16 protein-coding genes and 1 pseudogene are annotated in these 26281 nt (G+C 42.2%); 2 read left to right on the top strand and 15 right to left on the bottom strand.

The genetic code is table 11. The annotated features are described in order from the left end of the window. Positions 1-48 precede the first annotated feature (48 nt). The 12 genes from J2T13_RS15310 to J2T13_RS15255 all read right to left on the bottom strand — a co-directional run bounded on the left by J2T13_RS15310 (position 49) and on the right by J2T13_RS15255 (position 21061). Positions 49-2793 carry an alpha-mannosidase gene (locus J2T13_RS15310; RefSeq protein WP_429372734.1) on the bottom strand — a complete coding sequence of 915 codons (2745 nt, stop codon included), beginning with the start codon at positions 2791-2793 and terminating at the stop codon, positions 49-51. A gap of 66 nt (positions 2794-2859) precedes the next feature. After that, on the bottom strand, positions 2860-5985 hold the full coding sequence (locus tag J2T13_RS15305; RefSeq protein WP_429372732.1) for a beta-galactosidase: 3126 nt from the start codon (positions 5983-5985) through the stop codon (positions 2860-2862). Next, positions 5982-7301, bottom strand: coding sequence for a glycoside hydrolase family 125 protein (locus tag J2T13_RS15300; RefSeq protein WP_429372895.1), 1320 nt, complete (start codon positions 7299-7301; stop codon positions 5982-5984). Before J2T13_RS15300 ends, J2T13_RS15305 begins: the two co-directional genes overlap by 4 nt. A 13-nt stretch (positions 7302-7314) precedes the next feature. Further along, positions 7315-10446, bottom strand: coding sequence for an alpha-mannosidase (locus J2T13_RS15295; protein ID WP_429372730.1), 3132 nt, complete (start codon positions 10444-10446; stop codon positions 7315-7317). A gap of 1 nt (position 10447) precedes the next feature. Then, the gene (locus J2T13_RS15290; RefSeq protein WP_429372728.1) at positions 10448-12748 is read right to left on the bottom strand and encodes a glycoside hydrolase family 3 N-terminal domain-containing protein; all 2301 of its coding nucleotides are present in this window, start codon (positions 12746-12748) and stop codon (positions 10448-10450) included. Between the two features lie 28 nt (positions 12749-12776). After that, positions 12777-13712 (bottom strand): carbohydrate ABC transporter permease, encoded by a 936-nt coding sequence (locus tag J2T13_RS15285; RefSeq protein WP_429372726.1) that lies wholly within the window; start codon positions 13710-13712, stop codon positions 12777-12779. A gap of 5 nt (positions 13713-13717) precedes the next feature. Beyond that, positions 13718-14650: an ABC transporter permease gene (locus J2T13_RS15280; protein WP_429372724.1), complete on the bottom strand. Its 933-nt coding sequence runs from the start codon at positions 14648-14650 to the stop codon at positions 13718-13720. A 97-nt stretch (positions 14651-14747) separates the two neighbouring features. Beyond that, positions 14748-16226 carry an ABC transporter substrate-binding protein gene (locus tag J2T13_RS15275; RefSeq protein ID WP_429372722.1) on the bottom strand — a complete coding sequence of 493 codons (1479 nt, stop codon included), beginning with the start codon at positions 16224-16226 and terminating at the stop codon, positions 14748-14750. Between the two features lie 321 nt (positions 16227-16547). Continuing rightward, complete coding sequence (locus J2T13_RS15270; RefSeq protein WP_429372721.1) at positions 16548-18062, bottom strand: response regulator; 1515 nt, start codon at positions 18060-18062, stop codon at positions 16548-16550. Beyond that, positions 18055-19881 (bottom strand): sensor histidine kinase, encoded by a 1827-nt coding sequence (locus J2T13_RS15265; RefSeq protein WP_429372719.1) that lies wholly within the window; start codon positions 19879-19881, stop codon positions 18055-18057. Before J2T13_RS15265 ends, J2T13_RS15270 begins: the two co-directional genes overlap by 8 nt. A gap of 158 nt (positions 19882-20039) precedes the next feature. Continuing rightward, complete coding sequence (locus J2T13_RS15260; RefSeq protein WP_429372717.1) at positions 20040-20180, bottom strand: hypothetical protein; 141 nt, start codon at positions 20178-20180, stop codon at positions 20040-20042. Positions 20181-20263: 83 nt separating this feature from the next. Continuing rightward, positions 20264-21061: a CPBP family intramembrane glutamic endopeptidase gene (locus J2T13_RS15255; RefSeq protein ID WP_429372715.1), complete on the bottom strand. Its 798-nt coding sequence runs from the start codon at positions 21059-21061 to the stop codon at positions 20264-20266. 468 nt (positions 21062-21529) lie between these two features. Here J2T13_RS15255 and J2T13_RS15250 point away from each other — a divergent pair, with 468 nt between their 5' ends. After that, positions 21530-22273 (top strand): hypothetical protein, encoded by a 744-nt coding sequence (locus J2T13_RS15250; protein ID WP_429372713.1) that lies wholly within the window; start codon positions 21530-21532, stop codon positions 22271-22273. Positions 22274-22549: 276 nt separating this feature from the next. Here J2T13_RS15250 and J2T13_RS15245 read toward each other — a convergent pair whose 3' ends face one another. Then, the gene (locus J2T13_RS15245) at positions 22550-23650 is read right to left on the bottom strand and encodes a metallophosphoesterase (RefSeq protein WP_429372711.1); all 1101 of its coding nucleotides are present in this window, start codon (positions 23648-23650) and stop codon (positions 22550-22552) included. Between the two features lie 344 nt (positions 23651-23994). Here J2T13_RS15245 and J2T13_RS15240 point away from each other — a divergent pair, with 344 nt between their 5' ends. Further along, entirely contained in the window at positions 23995-24933 is a 939-nt protein-coding gene (locus J2T13_RS15240; protein WP_429372709.1) for a stalk domain-containing protein, read from the top strand. A gap of 16 nt (positions 24934-24949) precedes the next feature. On the opposite strand, the pseudogene J2T13_RS15235 reads toward J2T13_RS15240, so the two are convergent. Continuing rightward, positions 24950-25402 (bottom strand): annotated as a pseudogene (locus tag J2T13_RS15235) (serine/threonine protein kinase); the annotation flags it as partial. Positions 25403-25674: 272 nt separating this feature from the next. After that, positions 25675-25836: a hypothetical protein gene (locus J2T13_RS15230; protein WP_429372707.1), complete on the bottom strand. Its 162-nt coding sequence runs from the start codon at positions 25834-25836 to the stop codon at positions 25675-25677. Positions 25837-26281 lie beyond the last annotated feature (445 nt).

The raw sequence follows: 26281 nt of genomic DNA, 5'->3' as shown, positions 1-26281 counted from the left end.
TGAGCCCCTATTTATTCTCGCTCATACAATGACAATTTTAATCTCTTTCTATCTACGAATACCCACCGTTACAATTTCACAAGGACCCACTTGTAAGGATACACTACCGTTCGCAGAGCTTGCGATTGGCTGACTTTCCTCTTCCAATATCGTCGTTTTGTAAAAGTGGTGCTGAGGTATAGCCGAACTTAAACTCAGGTCTGTCTTCTCCTGACTCATGTTATACCACCGAAGAAGCATATCTCCAGTCGCCTCGTTCATTTTTAATGAGGAAAATGCAAGTTCCTTGTTCTCCCATTCAAATGGCGTATATACCGGTGCAATGACCCCTTCATGAATATCTGTTTGACATACGACCCAAGGAATTTGGAATTGGTACGCTTCTGCATAAGCACCTGAAGTCATACCATTACCGGTGTGTGGGATAAGCTCCATACGTACAGTATGTTTTCCGAGACATTGCGCTTCCGGTGTAGGGAACAAGCCCCAGTCTCCGAGTTCGCCCACACTACGAAGCAGCGTGATCGCAATCGTGTTACGACCATCCCGAAGTACTTCATATTCGTTCAATCCAAAGTTAGCGACCGTGAGGCCTGCTTTGTCATCACTGATATCGACAAAGGCCTGTTGATGTTGCGTATTACTCGGATTAGACCACTCAGTAGCTGGCTCGATATCTCGCTCAGGAACTTCGAACATAGAGTCCACATGATGCACAGTGTTATTTATATCTGTTGGAAACAACACACGAACTCGGTGGTCCTTGGCAGGGTTATCTATCGTTGTTTCGATGTGAAGACCCTTCCCGCCAAGCTCTATACTGATTACCGTGCGAAGTTTCATAATAACGGTACGGCTGCTGCGCTGTGCTTTACGCTCAGGATAATACACCAGTGCACGCTGCTCATCGTCAAGCAATTCATCTGCCGAAGCTGGAATCTCCCAGTCATGCTTAATTTCCACAGAAGCTCGGTAAGGTGTATCTTCCAGTATGGTAATGTTCGCCTTAAGACCTTTTGTCGTCAAAGCCTGTTCGTCCACTGGCTGCATGTACATGTACTCGTTACCGATATCGCCAGTGTTCTCGTACATACCAAGATCTCTGTACGTCTTGCCAATGTTTTTATCACATAATGTAAACGAACCATCATCCTTGATCTCTACCTTGAGTGCCTCATTCTCTAATACCCGATCTCCGTGAATCAAGGAATTAACCGCTAGTGGCAATTCGTCTGTACGACGGACCCAAGCGTATGAGCGAAGACCGAGCGTAGGAACTTCCGCTGACTGGAATGTAAGTTTTACTCGGCGACACATATACGGCTGGCGGAACATATCATCCGGCAAGTCGTAGCCAAACTGAAGACCCAAATCCTCCATCGTGTATGCCAAGATATTCCCTTGTTCGTCTACAAGTACACGACCATTCAAGTCAACCTCCTTCATACGGTTGGCCGTTTCTTCCAGAGAGAAACCTTCTCTCAAGTACAGACGCGCCGCGTCAAGTACTATGCTCACCGTACCCGTGCGGCTCCAACCCGTCATGTTCATGACTACAAACGGAAGCACGTCTCCACCATATTTAGCAAAATTGGATGTATCCACAGCTTCTGCGATCACTTGCTTACTATCATCTACAATGGTCTCCGTTACATGGCGGCTTTTCTCAAAGCGGGTAACCATTTCACGATGTACTTCATCCACACTGCAACCGCAAATACTGTCATGTGGGTGATTCTGCATCAGCGTCTTCCACGCATAAGTGAACAGATGATGCGGATAGTCCTTGCCCAGTACTTGAGCGAACGAAGCAAGTGGCTCGGCCAACTTCTCTAGCATAACCTGTCCTTCTTGATTCATCTGTTTCAAATAGACGCGAGCCGATGCCGTGTTTACTAGGGTACCCCATCCGTCTGTCCGCTGGCTGCGTAGCTCACCCTTTACAGAGGTTAAGTTACTACGATCCATTGCCCCCTCTACTGCCTTAAGATAATCTGGAAAGTTCGAATGAATAAACGTTATATCCGGATATAACTTCCTTGCCGTTTCGATCGCTTCTGGCAAATCCAACTGGACGGGTTGATGATCGCAACCGTTCATGAACAATAGCTCACTTGTAGAAGCAAATTTCTCCGCATCTTCAAGCTTCCGCTCCCAGAACACTTTCGCTTCAGCTTCCTCCACAGGTACTTCATTTCCGTTCGAATACCAATTGGCAAACAGAATTCCCAGCACTTTGGATCCGTCTGGCCCTTCCCAAATGAGTTCGGAGAAAGACGACTCATAACCTCCATCGGATACGGTATTATTAAATCCCGTTGGTTTCACACCTCGCCCAAAAAAGGCATTCGTGATACCGGATTGCTGCATTAACTGCGGCGTCTGACCTACAAGCCCGAATGTATCTGGAAAATAGCCGATCTTCGATGGTTCTCCGTATCGTTTCGAGTCCTGATGACCAATTTGCATATTACGTACATTCGCTTCCCCGCTTGTCAGGAATGCATCTTGTAGAATGTACCACGGTCCAATGAGAAGGCGACCTTCCGTAATATATTTCTGCAGACGCTCCTGATTTTCCGGGCGTACCTGGAGGTAATCATCCAGAATTATGGTTTGTCCGTCGAGGTAAAAGCTCTTATATTCGCTATCTCCATCCAGCTTATCTAGTAATGCATCAACCAGCTGAACGAGGCGCACATGGTGCTTCTCATAGGGCAGATACCATTCCCGGTCCCAGTGGGTATGGGAAATGATGTGTGCTGTCCGCGATTTACCTGGTGTTGTTTCCAAAGTGAAGACCTCCTTATATGAATTACATTCTCCATACACAGTTAGTTAGCATATACATGGAGATTTTTAAGTTACGATGATCTCGACTTCCAGTGGGCGATACACGCCGAGCAGATCTCCGGCTTTATCCGTTGCAAACAGCACAGAACGTTCTTGTTCCAGCATAAACGCGTAGGTTCTACCGGTTGCAGGGTCCTTCACCTCAATCTTCGCATCCAGAGCATACTCCGACACGAAGGTGAAGAGAGCACCTGTATTGAAGCTCAACTTGCGTCCGTAAACACCAGGCAAGTTGCCTCCACTAAGCCAATCAAGCTCACGCTCTACACCAGCAGCGTCTATCGCATAGCGGTATATAGCTGCTGTCGTGTCGCTACGCTCGCTCAGTTCAATAGGTAGCGGACTCCAAATAAGTCGTCCTTTACCCAGTGGAATGTTCACGACGGAATCTCCTACGGAGTTATCTTGTGAACCGTGAACGGGTGCTTCCTTTATCACCTCAGCAATGCGCCGGTGACCGAATGAGACAGGTAGCGCTTCGCCCTGCAGATCAAGCACTTCTTCGCGGCGCACATTTCGTTGCTCGTGCTTGCCAAGGATATCACTTAGGCGTTCTGATGGTCGCCAGTATGCATCTATGTTAAGTGGGCCAGTGGCAAGTAACACCGCTCCGGTCTGTTCAACAATACGAATCAGCTGTTCCATCGCTATATCATCGAAGTTATGCGTGCTCGGTAGCATAATAAGTTTCACTGGATTCTTTTCCAAGTCATCCAGATGATATTCGGAAGCACCTCGGAAAGGCATTTTGAGATCATAAGCAAGAATACGGGTAAGCTGCGTTGTAGCAGCAAAGGCCAACTTACGATTCGAGAAATCGTTAGAATAAGGGAACACCGCTGCAATCTCTTCTAGCTTCCGATCACCAAACACATCACGGATACTTTCTATAAACTGACCGAAATCATAAGATACGTTTGCCTCTGGCTTCTCCGTTCCATCTGCTCTCAGCGCCCCGATGTGGGACTCATTTGCATTATCCATATAGAAATTCGTGTTCCATATCCAGTGCACAGCTCCAGCACCAGCACTCCCAAAGGCGTAAGCGTACTTACGTTCCAGTAGGCTACGTAGCTCATGCTCCGAACGTTTAGCCCGTCCATCTGGCGTTTCGACGTACATGATACCGGTCTCCTGAATAAGGTTTGGCTTATTCGGGGTCTTGGCAAAGATGCCATCCCACATCAGATAGTCATTAAACCACCAGGAATGTACCGTAGTATAATCAACTGCCTCTTCATAAAAGAAAGGCGAAGGACGTTGCGCCCCTAACCCTTCATCCTGACCAACCGTCACCATATGTCCCGGACATTGTTCCTTAATGGTATCGGATAACTGTTTTACCCAGCGGTTGTGCATATCCATAGAGAACAAACAGTAATCCAGCCAGCGTGTTCCCCTCTTCGCATTGTGCATATCCTGCACATCGAAGTTAATCTCTCTTGATTCTGGAAGTTCTGCCGAAGCGAAGCTCGGGAGCTGTGCTGGTGTCATGTTCCAGCGTTCCTGAAGCACTTCAATTACGCCATGTCTCGCTTGGAGCCACTCTATGAAAGCTTGTTGTTCAAACCGGTCATGACATGAACTCGGACCATCTGAGAAAATACGATCAGGATCAAACATCGACGGTTCATTAATCAGATCCCAGTCAACATTCGAAGTGTCTTTATGGCGAGATACAATAGAACGAATGAATCGTTTCTGGGCTTCCACACTTTGTGGGTCTAGGTAAGGATTCACCCCACCCCACGTTTCCGGCGTGAAAGAGAAGAATGTAAAGGTCACTTGAAGATCGTGCTTCTTCGCTGTCATGATAAATGCATCAATGGCGCGTAATACGTCTTCAGAGATATGACCATCGTCTTGCATCATATTACGATAGGCCGTCCAGATACCCGTTCGAATCCAGTTAATCCCTGCCTTGCGCATCTGGGCCATATCACGATCCCATACGCCGACGTTCGGAAGGAAGAGAAATTTCCGTGCTACATCACTTGTCATATAGGTCATACCTACGACTGGAAGCGGACGCCCGTCCTTTATGAAATAATCTCTTCCACTCGTTACCGGTTCCCCTGCTGACAGTAGCTCGGGAGCATGTCCCCAGAACCCTTGACGTAATATGCGAACTTCGCCATCCACGGCTTCTGCTCGGCATTCAATCAGGTACATTCCGCTTCTAATTTCCAGAGGAACAGGGAGACGAACCATATTCAGTTCAGCATTGGACTTCATTTCTAAACTCTGGGCCCATCGCAGGGACGCATCTTCTTCATGCTCGACCGTAAGTGTAAACGTCCATGCCTCTTCGTTCTGCGAAGATAGCTTCACCCGTTCAAGCTGCTGGATTTGAAGCGTCAGCATTGCTCGTTCACCTGACTCATAGGAACCGTAATTGGGCTTAATCCACATCTCTGTAACGCCCTTGGCGCAGAATTCAATCCATGTGGATATCGCGGATACACCTTCTTGTTCCCATAAGAAAGCCGTCACGGGGACATTTACGAACAACCAACGTGAACCTCCAAACAAACCAAGCGTATTCTCCCACAGTACCACTGGAGCAGCCATTTCCCTGCCATCTTGTCCAATTCCCTTTAGTAGCGGATAAATTCGTGTGCTCATCGGACCCGAGGAACCCATTTGATGTGGTAGATCGCTCGTCTTCGTCGTATGTGGTACAAGGTTCCATGTGTCGGAACTCGCCATGAACAGGGATTCCTGACCCTTAAGCAAAGGAATTACATCGGATGCGATCAGCGATTCAATGCGTGAACAATCAACACGTAGAGCCTCATGGATATACAGCTCCTGATGATAAGAAGTCTGCTCCACTTCCACATGCCATTGTCCACCTTCCCAACGAACGGGATGTTTGAAAGGAGCGCCACCGATGCTAATCAGCCCAGCGCCTCTTTTCAAATAATCAAGGATGTCCGGCCATGCTGATTTCGGAAAATACGGGGCATGCAGGTTGATGAAACAACCACCTTCAGTTCCCCGAAGTGCTTCTGCAAGGTGACCCCCATCCACAATTGTGCCGTATCCACGCATAGATTCAAGAGCATGATCAGGTATTGAACCAGACATCGGAAATTCAGAATCGTAGAATATGATGATAGGTCTACTCATAGAAGCCCCTCCTTCATCGCTTGGTAGACAAGCTGGGAGAACAAACTATTGGACCAAGCGAACCATTTTCTAGTGAAAATAGTCGGATCATCAACATGGAAACCTTCATGCATAAATCCAGTATCCGCATCTGTTGCCTCTAACATTGCAATCATTTCTAGCTTCTCTTCCTTCGTTGAAGCCGTCAATCCTTGCATAGACAAGGCCATATGCCAGATGTATCCTTTCGGAGTATGCGGACTACCGATACCTTTAGCTGCTGTACCTTCATAATAAAATGGATTCTCTTTGCTTAAGGCAAAACGTCTCGTATTCTGATAGATTTCATCGTCTGCCGTGACATAACCTAGATAAGGAATAGACATAAGTCCCGGTGTTCCGGCATCATCCATTAAGCAGTAATTGCCGAAACCATCGGTTTCGTAGGCATAGATTGGTCCGAATGTCGGATGACGGTAAATCCCATACAGCTGGATCCCATGATCAATATCCTCTTCCAGTGCTTTAAGCTCGTCCAACAAGCCAATATCACGGAATACCCATTCTGCGAATTCCTGCATCTGACGCAACGTAACAACAGCGAACATATTTCCTGGAATGTTGTAATGAAAGTCACACGCATCATCACTCGATCGGAAACCAGACCATACCATGCCAGTATAGTTGACAGGCATACCCATTCCGTCGTTACGTAGCGAGTCTTCTGGAATACCGTTATTACGTGTAAAACGGTAAGGTGACAATTCAAAATGGCGTTGCTCCGTTTTAAACAAGTTGAATATCTTAACCATAGCTGCCTTAAATCCGGCATCGAATATATCAGTCAATCCCGTTTCTTTCCAATAAGCATGAGCTAGACGCATAGAGAAACATAGAGAATCGATCTCGAATTTACGTTCCCATACCCACGGGGACATTTCCGTAATATCTGCCGTACTCCAATGCCAATCATTGGCCGTCTCATTAAATGCATTCGCGTATGGGTCGATATGAATATATTGAATATGACGTTTGATTAACCCACTAATAATGCGTTGAAGATCAGCATCGTTCTTGGCAAACGGGATGTAGTGCATGACCTGCTCCACAGAGTCACGAAGCCATGAAGCTGGGATATCCCCAGTAATCACGAACGTTGTTCCGTCATCCATGAGCTTGGTCGTTGTCTCTAGTGTATTCGGGAAACAGTTCTTGAACAGTTGTAGCAGTTTAGGACGATGAGCGAGCTTCTCCTCTGCCTCGTTCAAAACTTCTTGAATAGCCTGCGGAAGTGGAAACTTCGGCATTGAGATGGTTGGAAGTCTGAATTGTTCCATCATGCTCACTCCTTTATGATAAGTTAGGGATTAATTTCAAAGTCTTAATTTCATATGGGGTAAATTGAAGTTTAATGGTTCCATCGATCATTTCCAGTTCTTCAAATTGTTCCTCAAGGGCGTTCGATACATAAACATTCGTAAGCGCATAAGGCCAACTTAGTGATACATTCTCGCGTCCACCCGAAGATTCATAGAACCGAAGAATGACACCATGACCATCTTCTGCGGGTTTAATGGTATCCAATACCACTTCTTGACTCTTGAAAGGAATGAACGATAAGCAAGATGGTAGCGTTCCCTTCCTTGGTTCGCTAACAACAACAGGCATCACGTGATTAAGTTCGGCTGCTTTCCTTACCGTCTGGGCAGTTCTCCAATCTCCAGCATGTGGATATAGCGAGTAAGTGAATTCATGTTCACCCAAATCAGCGGTTATATCAGGCCACTTAGGTGCCCGTAATAGTGACAACCGAAGGGTACTGCCTTGAACATCATAACCATACTTACAATCATTCAACAGACTGACACCATATCCTCTTTCCGACACGTCAGCGAAGCGGTGGCCACAAACTTCATACTGCGCCTGCTCCCAGCTCGTGTTGCGGTGTGTTGGTCGTTCTAGCGCACCAAAAGGAATCTCATACGTCGCTTTCTCCGTCACAATGTCAACTGGGAAGCCTACTTTGAGTAGCTTGTGTGACTCATTCCAACGAACATGCGTCTTAAAGTCAATGCGAGAATCGTGATGGTAAAATACGATATCTTGCGTGATTTCAGATTGATGAAGCTGCCAGCGGAACCTAAGAATATCTTGTGTACTTCCGGTCATAATCAGCTTCTTCTCAAGCAACACCGCTTCGCCTGCTCGCTGTTCTTCATATCGTGGGTCGATATCCCAAGCATCCCAAAGTGTAGGTCTGTCATGGTAGAAATAAAAACGATTGGCCAGTTCACCAGCCTTCACGATTTCCCTCTGGGCCAACTTGTCGAACAAGCTTACCATTTCCCCATTATCGTTGAAGCGAACGCTGTAGAATGCCGTCTCCCAGTGATCTACCAGCGGTCGATCCGTAGCCTCAGGTGAGACAATCATTTCTTCATCTCTAAGCCATACTATCTTATATCCAAATGCCGGAATACCAGATACACGGACCGACAATTTATCGTTGTCTCCATTTTCTCCACGTATCATATCAGTATCCAGACGTTCACCTTCATGATTATAGAATGTAGCACACGTTTTATCACTTGTTATTTCGCTCTCAACAACAGTATCCCTCTCCCAACCCAAGCTATTGAAGATTAGATATGGGGTACCTGTTCCTTCCGTTGTTATATCAGTAACAAGTTTATTTAGTCCATACTGAAGACCACTGTTTCCTTTTTCGAAAATTTGCGTATATTCTTTCTCAGATGTTTCGTAGGCTTCCGTAATAGCGGAGCCTGGTATAATATCATGAAATTGATTCAGTAAAATCAATTTCCATCCCTCGTGAAGGATGCCCTGGACTTCACGCTCTTCTGCCTGTGTCAGCAATGGTGCCGCCAAAGTACTCCAAACTTCCCCTTCACGATACAATATTTCAGCCTTACGATTGCTTCTCTTATTCCGTCCATGCGTCGTGTAGGTTCCACGGTGAAGCTCCAAGTACAGGTCTCCTCGCCACTGTGGCAACTTTGGATCCTGCTCTGTTATCGCGCCGAAGAAATCTGCTGCTGTGCTATATCGGACCTCCGGTTGGCCTACCATCAGCTCACCACGCTCTATGTATTCAAGCATTTCTCGGGTTACACCGCCGCCCCCATCACCGTGTCCGTACAATAACATTTGTTCATCATGGTTATCTTTTTGCCTATAGGACTGCCAATGATCATGGATATCCTTAGGCATCGTATTCTCATTGACTCCATGATTGAGATATGAAAGCATCGGTGTTCCATCGATTCCAACCCAATGAAACAGATCATATGGAAATACGTTGGTGTCGTTCCAACCCAGTTTGGTGGTCATGAAATAGTTCACACCGCCATGCTTCAAGATTTGAGGCAGCGAAGCACAATATCCGAACGTATCCGGAAGCCACTCAATATCAGAAGTCATCCCGAATTCTTCTTTATAAAAACGTTGTCCATAGAGCATCTGTCGCATAAGTGATTCACCACTTGGTATATTCAGATCCGGCTCGACCCACATCCCACCAACGAGTTCCCAGCGCCCTTCTGCAATTCTTGCTTTGACCCGTTCATACAGCTCCGGGTCGTTCTCTTTGAGAAAAGAAAAGAGCAGTGGTTGGCTCTGCGCATACTTGAAATCGGAATATTCGCTCATCAATGCATCAATAGTGGAGAATGTACGGCTGGTCTTGCGGACCGTCTCTCGAACCGGCCACAACCAGGCAATGTCAATATGCGACTGCCCAACCATATGCTGAATCCCTTCGGAATTCCCACCAATCTCGTTTACACGTAGCTTCAATTTCTCTTCTAACAATATGATTGTACTACCTTCCCGTATTTCCTTCTCGTCCATCGCAACAAAAGTGTCCATCGCTTCATACAGCGTTTGAATCAGTCGATTACGACGGAAATCCTGTTCTGGTAAAAGAACGCTAGATGCTCGGATCACTGTTACCGTATACATCAGGCTTTGAACCGGAAGATTAGGCAATACAAGCAGACTACGTACCGAGCGAATCGGCGGCTGAATAACGGCCTGCTGATTAAGAGGATCTACTGGTTCGGGAATCGGATCATATAATTCAATTTCTAATTCTAGGGTTCTTACGGTGGTTTCTGAATGCTGTAATATCGGATTTAACGTTACGTAAGTATGATTCCGATCAAGTCCCTGACGCGACAATCCATTTATACGGAGCAAACCCTCTCCACCCGATTCAAACAACAAGCCCGCTTCGCCATTCATCCAGTCTTCCGACAGCTCAACAACTTGTCTAAAGAAGTAGGTCGTCCCCTGCACACTAGGAAAATGGGTCAATCCATTTCCCTCAGGGTATAGAGCACGATCTTCATACTCCCCTGGCAGTTTGTAGGTCGTCCGGGTAATCTCCCAGTTACTGAGTTCCGACTGTTCGAGCCATTGATTCTCGGACAATTCGCGAATAAATCGTGTAATACGTTCCATATTATAGAACCTCCCTAACCATTAGATCAGTACTTAGCGTGTCATTCACATTCCTACCTACATGTATCCGGAACAACCCTTCTTCAACAACAGGCTTATAATCCATACCAATACATTGTAAGTGCTGTGCTGAAATTGTGAATTCTACCGTCCGGGACTCACCAGGCTGCAGGGCAACCTTGCAGAAATCCTTCAGCTCTTTTGCTGGTCTTGTAACTGTACTGACGACATCCGTGATATACAATTGAACAACTTCTGAACCTTCAACCGGACCTGTATTCGTCAATTCAACTGCAACGGTTACGCTTCCTTCCGGGGTCATTGTATCTGCTGTTACTGATAAATTTGTATAGCTGAATTCCGTGTAACTTAGACCATACCCGAACGGATACCTAGGCTGCGAATCTGCCTCTAGATACCGCTTGCCGCGTGAACGCTTGCCGTTATAATAAACGGGAAGCTGTCCTACATGTTTAGGAATAGAGATCGTGAGCCTACCCGATGGATTTACCTCACCGAACAATATGTCAGCAATGGCGTTTCCACCTTCCTGTCCTGGATACCACGCCTCCAGAATAGCGTGAGCATGATCGTCTACCCACGGCTCAGCTATGGGTCTTCCATTAATATAGACAATAACAACTGGCTTGCCTAGTCTATGAATTTCCTGAATCAGTTCTAGCTGCACCCCTGCAAGTTCGAGGGTCATCCGGTCAATACCTTCACCGCATTCCATATCGCTCCAAGAATGCTCCGTCACCTTGGAGGCCCCCGTCCTCAAGTCGATACTTCCTTCACCAAAGTCGCGAGCGCTTGATCCTCCAACCACCATAACAACGGTGTCGGCCTGCCCTGCACAAGTTAGTGCATATTCAAAACCTTCCTTAGAGCCATCTTTAATCCGGCAACCCGGAGCATACAAGAGACGATCAGAATTATTCTGTAAATGATTACTGATGCCCTCCAGTACAGTAACTATTTTGGAACGCGGCTGTGGCGATGTATAATCACCCAGTTGATTATATCCCTGGTCTGCATTCGGTCCGATCACAGCAATCTTGCCGACTGACTTAGATAAAGGTAGCGTATTCCCTTCATTCTTCAGAAGAATAATCCCTTCCGAAGCCGTCTGCCGTGCAAGCCTGACATGCTCCTCACAACCGATGATCTTGGCAGCTTTGTCTGGATCAGCATAGGGTTGTTCGAACAGGCCGAGCTTGAATTTCAGTGTGAGTACCCGCCGTACAGCCTGATCCAACACTGCTGGATCAAGTTTATTCTGACGAACAGCTTCCAGTAAATATCGACCAAACATTTCACCAGACATCTCCATGTCAATTCCGGCTGAAATCGCTCGCACTGCCGCGTCCATACCATCCTCCGCCGTATCGTGCCCGGATGCCAACATGTCAATTGCACCACAGTCGGTAATTAGCATACCATCAAATCCCCATTCCGAGCGGAGAATAGACTCAAGTAATTCCGTATTTACCGTACAAGGAATACCATCAATTTCGTTGTACGCAGGCATAATTGATAGGGCCCCTGCTTCGACAGCTTTCTTAAACGGTAGCATGTCTACCTCAAGTAATTCTCGAAGTCCCATATGAACAGGACCCGCATTTCTTCCACCTTCTGAACTGCCATAAGCAACGAAGTGTTTCAATGTTGCGACCACACTGTCCTCGCTATCCAGACGTTCACCCTGAAGTCCCTCTACCGAGGCAACAGCGAACTCACTGATCAAGTACGGGTCCTCTCCGAAGCATTCTTCCGTTCGTCCCCATCTTGGATCACGGACCACATCAAGCACTGGAGAATAAGTTACCGCTCCTCCTTGACTCCTTGTCTCCCTAGCTACAGCTCGGCACATTTCACGGTATAAATCCACGTTCCATGTACTGCCGATTGACAACGGTACCGGAAAAACAGTTGCTCCAATGGCCATGTGTCCATGTGAACATTCTTCGCCAATCAGAATGGGAATACCGAGGCGCGAATGCTCAATAGCATATCTCTGGATCGCATTAACTGCCTCAGCACCTTCTCTCGGAGAAAGCCCTGATTCCAGCGTAACACCTGTCCATGGATCAGCGCGTAGTACACCGTACAGTGAACCGACACCTCCGTCCTCCACTTGAGCTTTGAAAGCCTCTGTGAGAACAACTTCACCTTCACTATGTTCATAAGTCTGCCAACCAAAAGGCTGAATGAGCTGGCCAACTTTTTCTTTTATAGTCATAAGACCGAGTAGATGCTCTACCCGTTCTTCAGTTGGAATACTTCTGTCTTGGTAGATCATAGCTCCAATCTCTCCTCTATATATAAGTTTATTCTTTAACAGCACCGATCGTCAGACCTTGAATGAAGTAACGTTGGAAGAAAGGATATGCGAAGATAATTGGTCCAGTCGCAATCACAACCATCGCCATTCGTGAAGTATCCTGAGGCATATTTTGCATAGCACCCAAACTTAATGAGCTATTCTGTGAATTTTGAAGGATGAACTGCATACTCGTCTCGATCCGCATCAGCATCGACTGCAGCGGTACTAGATTTGGGTTGTCGATATAGAGCAATGCATTGAACCAATCATTCCAGTAACCAAGTGTACTGAATAACCCTATCGTTGCAAGGCCCGGTAGGGAAAGCGGTAGCACTATTGTCAAGAATATGCGGAATTCTCCTGCCCCATCAATTTTACCTGCTTCAACAAGAGCTTCCGGTACACTAGTCGTATAAAAGGTACGTAAAATAATAATATAGAACGCATTGAGGGCAAGTGGTAAAACTAAGGCCCAAAACGAATCCTTCAGTCCCAACAATTGAGTGGCGACAATGTAAGTAGGTACTAACCCACCATTAAATAACATCGTAAAGAAAGCAAAAAAGGCGAAAAAATTACGATATTTGAAGCTTCTTCTAGATAGAGCATAGGCATATAACGCAGTGATAAAGAGACTCAACAGGGTTCCAACGACCGTGACCGAAATTGTCACACCGTAGGAATTCAACAGTGCTTCTCCATTCTGGAATACGTACCTGTACCCCTCCAGACTCCACTGGGACGGAATCAATCGATAGCCATCTCGTGCCAGTGCCCCCTCATCTGTAAAGGAAATGATGACAACAAACAGAAAGGGAAATATACAGAGGAAAGCAAAAATGCCGGCGATTAAATTGAATACTACATTCCAAGTACCTCTAAGGCGATGGATGTCTTTTTCGTTTGATTTTCTTTTTGACACAGTACTCACTCCCTCCATAGGTGCTAGAATAAGGCGCTATCTTTATCCACTTTACGTACAATATAGTTCGAAGTCATAACAAGAATGAAACCAACAACAGATTGATATAATCCAGCAGCTGTACTCATTCCGATTTCACCCGTCGTTTTAAGTCCACGATATACATAGGTATCAATAACGTTAGTCACGCTGTACAGTGTACCTGAATTTCGCGGAACCTGATAAAACAACCCGAAATCGGCATAGAATATTTTCCCGATAGCAAGCAACGTCATGATCGTAATGATCGGCTTCAGCATAGGGATCGTAATACTACGAATTTGTTGCCACTTACTGGCTCCGTCAATCATTGCAGCCTCATAAAGTGATCTATCAATCCCCATTATTGCTGCCAAATAGACGACGCTATTGTAACCAACGGCCTTCCATAGAAAGATAAAAACTAGGAAATAAGGCCAGTATTTCGGATCAGAGTACCATTGAATTGGATCCATCCCAAACCATCCTGTAATTTGATTCAGCATCCCCCGGTCCATACTCAGAAAGCTGAATGCAAAATAACCGACTACAACCCATGATAAGAAGTAAGGTAGGAACATCCCTGTCTGATACACTTTAGCGAGCTTTTTATTCGCAATTTCAGACAATATCACAGCAAGAATTACGGACAAGATCAGACCTAACGTAATAAATGCAACGTTATATAGTAACGTATTTCTTGTAATGATATAAGCATCATTCGTACTGAACAGGAATTTGAAATTATCCAATCCCACCCACTTGCTCTCCACAATACTGGCCAAAAATCCGTCTTTACTGTAACGATACTGCTTAAAGGCAATAATCGTTCCTAACATTGGCAGATAGGCAAAGAAGAGGAACCAGAGTGTGCCGGGCAATACCATAAGCAACATGACTTTATTCTTGAAAAGATTCTTTAGAAATCCACCGATCATAATTATCCCTCCCACTTGAGTTAAAACGATATAAAAAAAAGAACCAGGTGAAATTAGAAAGCACCCGGTTCTTTTTGATTCAAACTTCCTGTGCTTGTTACTTCTTAGATGCTACCCATGCGTCAACTTGTGTTTGTGCTTCAACCATAATTTTGTCTAATCCGGCAGCTTTGAATTTCTCCATCGCTTTCGGTAAATATACATCTGGATCAACGGTACCTGTCATTAGCGAGGACCAGAACTCTTCTTTAACGTTCATCACAGCTGCAACTTCATTTGTGATCTTCGAAGTGTCAAAGTTGAACCCTAGCAAAGGTGCATTTTTACCTGCGTCATTAAACGTTTTGAATTCATCCCATTTGTTCTCAGGGTCACCCTCGTTCAAATAAGTAAGTAGAACGTTACCAATTGAGAATGTAGGGATATCATAGTTTTTAGATTCCGCTAAATTCTTCATCATATTATCGCCGACTTTTTCATAATGAACTTTCTCGATACCGGAATCCAACAGATTACGGAGATACTTATCCGTATTCAGTAGATTTAGGAATTCCATAGCTTTCTCAGGATTCTTCGAGTTTGCTGAGATTGCCTGCATGGAACCCATAACGGACCAGTTAAACACGATAGAATCTCCCGCTGGAGTGGATACTACCGGATAGCCATAACTAGCTGACCATTGGTTATCTGCAAGCGGCTGAGTAGAAGCACGGTCCGTGAGCCATTTCCCAGTCTTGATCAGATCATCTGTTGAAGTCGTTGTAGCTGCTTCTGGTGAAACATATCCTGCTTTGTAGTACTTATGCATCGTAGCAAGGCTAGCTTTCAATTCAGGGGTTTCCAACATGTTTAGAACTTTATAGTCTGTTGTATCCAGTTTTACTGCCATCGGCATTTTCTCGATTAGGTAATCGAAAGGCATCAACGGAACGTAGTCCTTGTTAATAGCAAATGGCGTAACATTAGGCTCGTTTTCTTTGATCGTTTTGAGAAGTGGCTCTGCACTCTCTAATGATTTAACACCGCTAATATCTAGTTTATATTTATCTACGAGTTCCTTGTTGAAACGCCATACTTCCAATGCTGGTAGCTCTTTGTTGGCTGGAACGCCATAGTTCTTACCATCCACTTTAGAACCTTCAAGGAATGCTGGATCCAGTGTTTCGGTAATTCCCTTACCTTGCTTAGTCAAGAGATCATCAATAGGCGTAAATGCACCTTTTCTAGCATTCTGTACATAATCGAAGGCCCATGAGCTGGTGAATAGAATATCCATTGGCTCACCAGATGCCGCCATCACCTGCATTTTTTGGGAATAATCACCGTAGTCGATCATTTTCATCTTCACGGTAGCGTTTATTTTTTCTTTCGTATATTTATTCACTTCGGCTAGAACAAGGTCTGTATCCTTCTGTGGTGCACCAATGGTATACCAAATCAGCTCTACAGGCTTCTCGGCACTTCCACTTCCACCGTTACTAGCACTATTATCTTTATTCCCTCCACATGCACTAAGCGTCAATGTACAAGCCATCAACGTGGCAAGCATAATCGTAAAGCTCTTTTTCATCTTCATCTTATAGTTCCCCCTCTGTTCTGTAGTGTTTCTCAACAAATCCATCCATTGCCATTACAGTAAGTTCGCTGATCTTTATACACTCTGTTCGCATATCACACTTTGCTTAACGGCTATCTTTACTTTAGTCCATGTAAGCACTTTCAAATAGAGGAGAAACTTAATAAATCGTGTAGGAATTAAAGAAAATAATGTACTCTTACAAGAAAAAACGGTTGTCCCATCCTTATAAGGACAGCACAACCATTTTCGCGAAAATATAAGATAAAACTGAATTTGTACCTCATATATCCTTATAACCCTAATATTTTAATTAAAATACTAGAGTAACCCTTTATATTCAATCGGAGAAATTCCGACATACTTTTTAAATTGTTTATAAAAGTATCCGCTTTCTAAATAACCTACGTTCGAAGCTATTTCATGAACTTTCAAATGGGTTGTTTTAAGCTGCTCCTTGGCCATTTCTATGCGATATTTATTAATGTATCCGGTGAACGTCTCGTTCGTCTCCTTATGGAACAGCTGACCTAAATACACTGGATGGATATTGTAGGCTGTGCCTAATGTCTTGAGGGAGAACTCTCCAGCATAGTTCTCATGAATTTCCTTCAGCACCTGCTGAACAACCGGGTTCTTCACATCTCTAACCAACGCATCGATAACGGAAACAGCCACCTCTTGGATCGCTTTGATCAGATCAGTTCCCTTATCCGCTTCCCTAACCTTCGTAAAACCCAAAGTGAATGGTTCAGATTCTTCCTTACGATTAATTCCCTTTAGTTCCATTTTGAATCGGATAATCACTTCAAGAGCGATATCCTGTAAACGGGTTGGTGTCATGCCTTCCAGTCTCTGAATCTCTTCGAAATCCTCCCAGATTCGCTCTTCTAGACATTCCGTCTCTTTCGCCAAAATAAGCTTGACGTATTCTGGCCAGTCTATAGGAAATACCGATTTGAATGGTCCTTCACTAAGCGGAAGTTCACTATAATCCATAATCAAGCATTCAGGATAGATAAGGAAATACTCCAATGCCTTTTTAGCTTCAACATAACTTCGAGAAGCATGCTGAAGTGAAAATCCTACACTACCCATAGAGATTCGAACAGGACTGATCGCAGAAAGACGCCCATGTATATCCTCTAGATGTTCTTTCAACTTCTTTTCTTCCATTACCTCCATTGTGGAAAGAATAACGATGTCCCCGTCAATATCACGAAATGGTGTGAATGAATCATCGGTATCCAGCAACTTCGCAATCAAGTCGAATACCTCGTCGCCTGCCTTCTCACTCCGTATAATTGACACCGAAGCCAAAGGGCGTTTAAGTTGAATCCCAAGAATATCTGCCCGCTCATTGAACTCCGTCGTAGCCATATAACCCTTCAGCCAGCGGTGTAGTATATTATCTTTTAGTATTTGCACGCCCTTACTATCAAACCACTGTTCCACAACTAAAAGATTCAACTTCTCTACCACAGTTTGTAGTGTAGACTTCAACTCTTCAATATTTATGGGCTTCAGTAAGTAATTCTCAATCCCAAGCTTCATAGCCTCTTTCAAATAATTAAATTCACTGAACCCACTAAGTATGATCGCAAGTAGATTAGGTTGGATCTCTCGAGCACTACTAATCAACGTGAGCCCATTCATGACTGGCATGGAGATATCTGAAATTAGCAGATCTACAGGCGTATGTCTAAGAATATCCATTGCCAGATGCCCATTCTCTGCATGCCCAACAATTTCCATTCCGAAATCTTCCCAATTAATAATGTTATACAATCCTTCAAGAATAAATGGTTCATCATCAACAATAAGTACTTTATACATACTGATTCCCTTTCCCTTCCATATCGGGAAACCGTACGATTATCGTCGTCCCGTTGTCTAATTCACTCTGTATATCAATCCCATAAGACGGACCATATAATAATTTCAGACGAGTATGCACACTACGTAATCCGAATGACCCTCCTTCTTCTTCCGGCTTGTCCAGTGAATCTTTTATTTGTGCAAGCCTTTGCGGATCAATTCCTCGTCCGTTATCCTCAATAGTTACCTTGATGAATCCTATTTCCTGCAACACCCGAATCGATAGATGATTATCCATGCGTTCAGTTCTAATTCCATGTACGATGTAATTTTCAATCAGTGGTTGCAGTGACATCTTCATAACGACTCTCAAGGATTGAATCGGATCGATTTCGATTTGGAAAGAGAACTTATCCTTAAATCGAATTCGGAACAGTTCTAGATAAAGACGGCATGCTTCCAGTTCATCTTTGAATAAGTGAATCTCCTTCTGCTGAACAAGGCTTTTGAACAACACAGATAGGATGTAGATCATTTCACTCACATCACCAGCCCCCTGAGAAATAGCTCGCATACGGATAACCTCAAGCGTATTATATAGAAAATGAGGGTTAATCCTTGCTTGTAGTGCCGCCAATTCTGTATGCTTTTGCTTGATCTCCGCTTTAAATACCCTATCGATGTAGAGATTGAGGTCATCCATCATATAGTTGAAACTCTTCGATATTTGTCCGAGTTCGTCTTCACCATTATCCTCAATTCGAGCCTTCAAATCACCGTTCTTCACCTTCCGTGTGAACTTAATTATTCCATTTGTCCGCTTTGCATAATTAGCTACGAACAGTGATGGAATAACAATAGAGATGATAATACAAATTGCACTGATCATAATAATTGTATTCCTCAACCCATTGTAAGCTTGTGAAATAACATTCTTTGGTACAACACCAATTACGATATATCCACCCTCGTTGGAGATTAGCTTATTAATATACATCTCCTTATCTGCCGGCTTGGTACTTTTGTCGCTGTAGAGAGCAGATTGATCTGCATAAGGATAACTTGTCTCATAATATTGAGAGGATGAGTCATACAATACCCCCCCATCAACCGATATAATTGCAATATTGCCTTTTAATTTACCTTTATAACTAGACAGTACATTCGAAATCTTATCAGCATCATAAAAAACTAATAATTGACCTATATTTTTCAACGTCATTTTATCATTTAGCGGTACACGGACGGAGAATAGACGCGAATCCCACTGGTTAATCGCTTTGCGAACCCACACGTTGGGCAGAGAAATATGCTTACTCTCCTGCGCCATAACATCGGGAATATACGAATGAGCAGCATTTGTCGAAACCATATTAAATTGCTTATTCTGATCAAAGGTGAATAAATTCTGCTGATCCGCACTATATAACATTAAGTTCCGTATATCCGCATCGTTGTTAAGCTGACCTTTTAGAAATTCTAGCACATCCGTCGATTTGTCTTCATTGTCGTTATAATATTGATCCAACTTATGTTGAGCATACTCTTGAAATGGATGTGTCAAGAAATACGACAGATTACTAGACAATGACTCATTGCGGTAAGTAGCTATCGTCATGTCTTTTACAGCGACATACTTAGCGTCTAGGTACTGACTCACACTCTCCATCGCATTCTTCTGGATATCAAGTTCTTTCTCTACGATAGATTGAGACATAGAGCGGAACATCAAATAGGATAAGGTAATAATTGTAATGATCGTAATGCCGGAATAAAGCAGGATCATTTTCAAGAACACGTTGTTTTTAAAATAATTTTTGTATAGTTTCCTGACCATCACCGTGCCCCCCATGTTGTCTATCGGTTAATTATAACAATGTTAAGTCCAAAATATCATGAACTCTTTTTCACTGTCTAGTGTATGGGGATAATGCAATTCAGATTTACTTAAGCCCAGTTCTATTAAGAATAGTAATCAAAATTACGGTATGGCTGTCAACTGCTCTTCTTGATCGGCAGTAAACCACGATCGATATCATATACTGATAAAGTTTCCTTCTTAATCATTCGATAATCCATAGCTACATCTCCTCGAATTGATATATAAAAAGAGATCTGGGCATATGCTTTTAGCATCGCCCCTTCCCACGAGCCGTGGGTATTGTCGTTATGATAAAATCATGGAAATCTCGATCACTCATCATTGATTCAGTCCCACCTTAGCGACGTATGTTTCTTTTCTTATTTGCATAAAAACAAACTACGATTCCACCAATCAATTCAATAATTACCATGATTATATATGTATTTAAATAACTTCCGTTCATCAGATTAATACATCTATAACTAAAATTATAAGAAGTATGAAATAATAATCCAGTAAATGCACTCCCTCTCCCCATCATAAAAAACCACGTATACCATAAGGTATCTGCGATAGCTGATAATAAGAATAGATGGAACGGTAAATGAATAGCAAACTGTCCTGGTAATAAGAATAACCACAAATGCCAACCCGCCCATATTATACCCAGCAAAACCGAAAGAGTAATAGGAGATAAATATGTAATTAATTTGGACGTAAAGAAGCCTCTCCAGCCTATTTCTTCACCCAATGGTGCCACGATCACTGTTAATAGAGTAGCAGGAATAGTAATCCATGCACCTGTAAAAGAACCTATAAAAATAGTATCTAAAAATATGCTGGAAATCATCAATACGGGTGTCAGGAGTATAATAATCAAATAAAGATATATCGAAAATTTCCACATGACTAACCGTCTAAATAAAGCCTTTATTCCGTGTATTCCTTCAAAATACAAGGTTACTCCCGCAGCACTAAAAAAAGGTCCAAAATTGGCTAGTCCAACAAGAAAATAATAAGTAGCTCCCGACCGTATACTCCCCAAGATCAGCGGTAATGAGAATAATGTAGAAATAATATATGTACCCAGAACAAAAATTATTGTTCTCCTAATGTCTATCCCCTTCATTGTTGTATCTGCTGCTCGTATCATTCACCCATCTCTTCTCTCCAAAAATATACTATAACTTAAAGATTCTCACTTCATATTAGTGTATGTTTTATAGCTTCATACCGCAACAGAATAATAGGACTACTGCGCTCTCTTTTCCTTCATCTTGTACAATGATAAAAAGGACTTGATCAATCAACCACTAATAAAGAAGACTTCTAATAAATTGTAGTCGGCGTCGAATTATTGGGTTTCATTTACTATATCACTAAAAATTAAATTCAAAAATGAGTATATAACAATATATAGAAACAACAGTTCCGGTAGGGTTATACCATGCCTATTAACATATCTCTCAAGGAGTTTCAGCTAAACTTCAGAGATCAAATTATTAAGGTTTACATTTGTATTTATGTAAGATATATTACAAGTTAGACACAACTAGTTGAATTTGTATTATATGGAACCACCCTTAGATTTATATCAAATAAGAGTAAGGAGAAGTGTATTATGAAATTTCTGAGTAAGAAGGCTTTATTAGTTACTATGATGTTGTCATTTTTAGTGGGTAGTAGTTCGGTTATTTATGGGGCCGAAGTGAGCAAGGCCGGGGAAGTAAGTACTAATGTAGAAAAAGTTAGCGAAATTGGAAAGGTGAGTAGTGTTGTAGTAGCAAGTAATGTTAGTTCAAGTAAAAAACAGGGGACTCTTTCAAACCCTGTCAAGCTAAAAACGGAGTTTACATATGCTGATATCTACAACCTAAAGGACGAGAAATACAATTCTTATAAAGTTCAGTATTCAGTGAAAATCAATAAAGTTACACCCATTTCGTATGCGGGTGTAGAAAAACTTGGATTCAAACGACCTGACGGCAAAGATGGTATCAATTACGTCTTACTAGACCTCAGTATAAAAGTTAAGAATGCTACTATGACCAAAGGTAAGAAGTCAGAATTCGGTTATGAATTTTTGAATCTCATGAAGCCTTCTGTATTCGGAGTTAAAGATGTTAAGGGTGAAGATAGCATTATTGGAGGAACTGATTACGGATTTGATGGTTCACTTGACAGAAACCTAGACAAAATCTTAGGTGACAATGTTAAACTTTATCCCGGACAAAGTAGATCTTATCAATATTCAGGTAAACTGTTACTCCCCGTTTTAAAAGGAAAAGAAAGCCTGTTTGCAATTAGATATAGAGATTATAGTATTCCATATGAAGAGTCGTTTATATACTTTAAACTTAAGTAGATATCTGAGGGCTTCTGCTCAAGGTTTACACAACTAAATGAGCGTCGCGCTCGTATAATTGTAAATCCTCCGCCTCCTAGTATGGGACAACCTGTAATCTACAAACTTCATGAATAAAAAACCTACTGCATTTTTTAATAACTTTTAAAATAGACGGCTTTACATTTGAATTTTGAATGTAAAGTCGTCTTTTTGATTGGACATCGGAGATCTGTTCTACATAACTGAAGGAATGCCACAGGTAGCCACTATCGAAATGGTTGCCTGTCTTGATGATTATTTACCAAATGTAACGTTAATTTGTACGATCTCAGCACGGCTACCTATGCGAATGGGAGGACCCCAAAACCCGTATCCAGAGGTTACGATGGAGTGGAATTCACCTTTCTGGAGAAGTCCCCAATCGTTCTCAAACAGGCGCTCAGTAATCAGATTCGCCGGTGCGATTTGTCCATGATGTGTATGACCTGAAACCATAAGATCAATTCCCTGCTGCTGTGCAATATCGAAATCTTTAGGTTGATGATCTAGAAGGATCACGGGCTTCGAAGGATCTTGACCTTGCATAATGTCAGAAAGTGCGATTCTGTCTGGATCACTGTGGTCTTTTCTACCAATAAGGGTGAACCGGTCATCGATCTGTATGGCTTCATCATATAATACCTGAATATGACTTTGTTCTAAGACATCGATGAGTTCAGCCATCGTACCTTTGTATTTATCATGATTACCTAACGAGGCATATACACCGTAAGGAGCTTGTATTTTAGCTAAAATGGGCCCAATACCTTGGCTAATGTACTGATCAATCTGGTCATCAAAGATATCCCCTGGAAATAAAACTATATCAGGCTTCAATGCGTTAATCTCCTCTACCATTCGAATCGCATGATTCTTCCCTGAGAGAACATTGAAATGCATATCGGAAGCCATAACAATATTTAATGAGGGAGTGGATTGAACCTTCTTGGTAATGTTGATTTCATAGGTACGGACAATGGGGCTAAAAGCATTAAATGAACCATATGAAAGTAACGAGACTAGTACAATTAAAGTAATGAATCCAGACCATTTCTGAACATGGTGTCTAGGGAGCACTGTCAGTCGCAACAACCAAACTGTGATATGTACTAGTGGCAATAGTAGCAATAGCAAACTGAATAAAGCTAGCCAATACGAACCGATGACACTAATATAAACATTATTAAAGAATCTTGCCAGAATAAAAGAAGTGGATAGAAACACTATTGTGAGGATATAGAGAATTTTGAATTTGAGCGAAAGTGTCGGCCTCATCCATTTCCAACCACTCCAACCGATATAAAAAACAAGAAAACCATATAACAAGATGAAGACTAACCCTATAAGAATGAACATACTAATCCCCTTTCATTCTTAAGTATATCAAAGAACGCTTTGCCCAACCAAGATTAAATTAAATAAAAGGTAGGGTCTTTAGAAAGGCAAATTAGAAATTTTATTCTTATCTTTAACAATAGATCCAAACCAAAATTAGTGCTTGACATCGATTGAACGGACACCATAGATCTTATTTCACATCATTCTAAGTGTTTTGCCAATTATGGGGGTAAACAGGAGCTTCTGTGTCCGTTAATAAGCTTCTAGCTCTTATAGCTCACTCCCCATCTTTTAACAAAGATTCTATATATCTATTAATCTTATAATGGTATGCTTAGGAAAATTTATTAGTGGGGGTAACCATGAAGAAGTTTATATTTAGTATTATTGCAATTTTAATGGTTTTTAGCACTGTCTTTAACGGAATGGTATCAGCAGACCAGGCCAAGTCTTCAGTATTAAAAAGCAGTGGTGTTATTATCAAAAGTACTACCTTAATACCAGCAGCAGAATTTATGAAAGAAATCGGTGGACAGTTATTAGTAAATGAAAAGAAAGAAATTTCATTACGTTATTTAAGTACAAATGTACAGATACAGGTCAATTCTAAATATGCAAAAATTAATAATGTTAAGAAATTTTTTAATATCCCTACTCAAATTATCGATGGGAGATTAATGATACCTTTACAACTCGTGAAGAGCGCTTTTAAGTTAGAGCTTTCCGTTAACTATGGTACTTCATATTCGGGTAGGCAATACATAGAATCCATCGTTGTTAATACGGATAAAGTAAGTGTACAGATTTTGATTAATGACATTTATGAGAAGTTCCAAGATTTAATTATAGAAAAGGCGTGGCTATGGACTACTAATGTATATGTTGAAGATTTATCAGGAAATCCTATATATGATGGTATAGATAATTTAGCAGAGGTAGACGTAACAGCTGTGAAAAGAAATGAAGATTCAGATTACATTAACGTTTATTTGACCCATAAGGGAAGAAATCTTGTAGCAATAATCAAAGATGATGGTTCGAGAATAAGTTTTTTTGTTGAAAATGACAACCCTTTTAAACGATTTAAATTCTCTCAGAAGCATTGGAATGAAATTAAGCAATCGATCATAAGTATTGGGATGACAACAGAAATGGTGTCTTTATCTTGGGGAGTGTACAAAAGTCAATCAAGTGATACTTATTCATGGGGAACAACTAGTACGTGGGTATATGAAAAGGATAGTGAATCAGATTATTATCTATACTTTACCAACGGTGTGCTAACAACTATCTCAGAATAGATAAGTATTTACAAAATGAGTTTAATCTTTGCTCGATTGATAAGTGTATATATTTATAAAAAGGAGAATTGGGATTTGTGTATTTGGCTGGAGGTGGAAATGACCAGTGAGAATGAAGGCATTCTCCAGTAAACCACTTGAAAATCGCAACATAACCACCATCAACACTAAAATGATCCAAGATTTCTATTAAACTTGGATGCTTAAGTTCATAATATATTGGAATTGCGCCTTTCAGTCTCGATACTGATTCAGTAGGATCTCCTTCATATTCAACAGTTCTGGCTCCAGCGTATTTAACAAACTTCCTCTGCCCTTCTCTTTCCACCCCAAAACAAATATTACCTGAATCCTGTTGATCAAATACTGCAAAAACATAACCTAATTTTTGTAGCCAACTAAAATCAATATCTTCCTTAAGTTGAAATGTTACTCCGTCAATATTGTAAGTAATAACGCTAATATTCATTTATTCCTCCTGAAAATTGTTTTATTAAGCCTGCAGAGGTTTCGCATAACGTTCTTGTATTCACGAACCCGAGAACCTTAAGGCACTTAGTGCCGGCCGCTGCGCAGTTAGTTCGCAGGGTTGTCCGCCTGACTCCGCTTTTCGTAAACACTCTATGTGTAGTTCCTGCCATCTCGGGTTACATAAAAATATAATTTTTGACAGGTTTTAAATCAACCCTAAGTGATAATATTCTGCATTCAAGAATCACATTCAAACTCTACTTATCAAGTTTATTTTTCTAATATTACCAATGATGTTGAAGCATTGCTTTGATTACTGCTGCTCATTGGTTTCTGATTAAGTACCTTCCATCCGTCTGACAATAATTGATTTAATTCATCAAGATTGTTTTTCTTTTCAGTTGAAAAATATATAATAAATGCTCTTTGCATAATTTTCACTCCCTTTTTGTTCTCAGCTTTTGATATGATGCTTTTCAAAGAATTCTTATATAAATTTCAAATGAGGAACATGTTATTGGCACTGAAGGAATCACACATAACGTTCGCGCATTAACGACGTCCAACCGGCTTAAGGACCGTAGGTTCGGGTGGCTCAGCCACTTAGCTGGTTGGATGTGTCACCTGAATTAACTTCTACGAAACTTCCTCTTGGTGACCAAGGGAGCGTAGCGACCGCTGTGGTAATGCAATGTTAGGTGATTTATTCGTCTTCCTCGAATTATCCATCTAAAAATTCCTGAATCTATAGGTCCTTATATACGAATTCTCGGTACTTGATGTATTGTGAACATCAATTGTAAAATACCTAATATCAGCAGTTGAAAATTCCCCACAAATAGCCGACATACTCTCCGAGGGGAGAGAAATATATGGT

This window comes from Paenibacillus sp. DS2015, from assembly GCF_050433705.1.
In the GTDB taxonomy this organism is placed as follows: Bacteria; Bacillota; Bacilli; order Paenibacillales; family Paenibacillaceae; genus Paenibacillus_AQ.
The sequence above is the reverse complement of the archived record's forward strand: the minus strand, read 5'-3'. Positions and strand labels throughout refer to the sequence as shown.

Bases quoted from the DNA above. Each gene is read 5' to 3' on its own strand.
- J2T13_RS15290 (WP_429372728.1), bottom strand. From the start codon at position 12,748: ATGATCTACCAAGACAGAAGTATTCCAACTGAAGAACGGGTAGAGCAT.
- J2T13_RS15260 (WP_429372717.1), bottom strand. From the start codon at position 20,180: ATGCTAAAAGCATATGCCCAGATCTCTTTTTATATATCAATTCGAGGA.
- J2T13_RS15255 (WP_429372715.1), bottom strand. From the start codon at position 21,061: ATGATACGAGCAGCAGATACAACAATGAAGGGGATAGACATTAGGAGA.
- J2T13_RS15305 (WP_429372732.1), bottom strand. From the start codon at position 5,985: ATGAGTAGACCTATCATCATATTCTACGATTCTGAATTTCCGATGTCT.
- J2T13_RS15300 (WP_429372895.1), bottom strand. From the start codon at position 7,301: ATGGAACAATTCAGACTTCCAACCATCTCAATGCCGAAGTTTCCACTT.
- J2T13_RS15250 (WP_429372713.1), top strand. From the start codon at position 21,530: ATGAAATTTCTGAGTAAGAAGGCTTTATTAGTTACTATGATGTTGTCA.
- J2T13_RS15240 (WP_429372709.1), top strand. From the start codon at position 23,995: ATGAAGAAGTTTATATTTAGTATTATTGCAATTTTAATGGTTTTTAGC.
- J2T13_RS15295 (WP_429372730.1), bottom strand. From the start codon at position 10,446: ATGGAACGTATTACACGATTTATTCGCGAATTGTCCGAGAATCAATGG.
- J2T13_RS15280 (WP_429372724.1), bottom strand. From the start codon at position 14,650: ATGATCGGTGGATTTCTAAAGAATCTTTTCAAGAATAAAGTCATGTTG.
- J2T13_RS15265 (WP_429372719.1), bottom strand. From the start codon at position 19,881: ATGGTCAGGAAACTATACAAAAATTATTTTAAAAACAACGTGTTCTTG.
- J2T13_RS15270 (WP_429372721.1), bottom strand. From the start codon at position 18,062: ATGTATAAAGTACTTATTGTTGATGATGAACCATTTATTCTTGAAGGA.
- J2T13_RS15245 (WP_429372711.1), bottom strand. From the start codon at position 23,650: ATGTTCATTCTTATAGGGTTAGTCTTCATCTTGTTATATGGTTTTCTT.
- J2T13_RS15275 (WP_429372722.1), bottom strand. From the start codon at position 16,226: ATGAAGATGAAAAAGAGCTTTACGATTATGCTTGCCACGTTGATGGCT.
- J2T13_RS15230 (WP_429372707.1), bottom strand. From the start codon at position 25,836: ATGCAAAGAGCATTTATTATATATTTTTCAACTGAAAAGAAAAACAAT.
- J2T13_RS15285 (WP_429372726.1), bottom strand. From the start codon at position 13,712: ATGGAGGGAGTGAGTACTGTGTCAAAAAGAAAATCAAACGAAAAAGAC.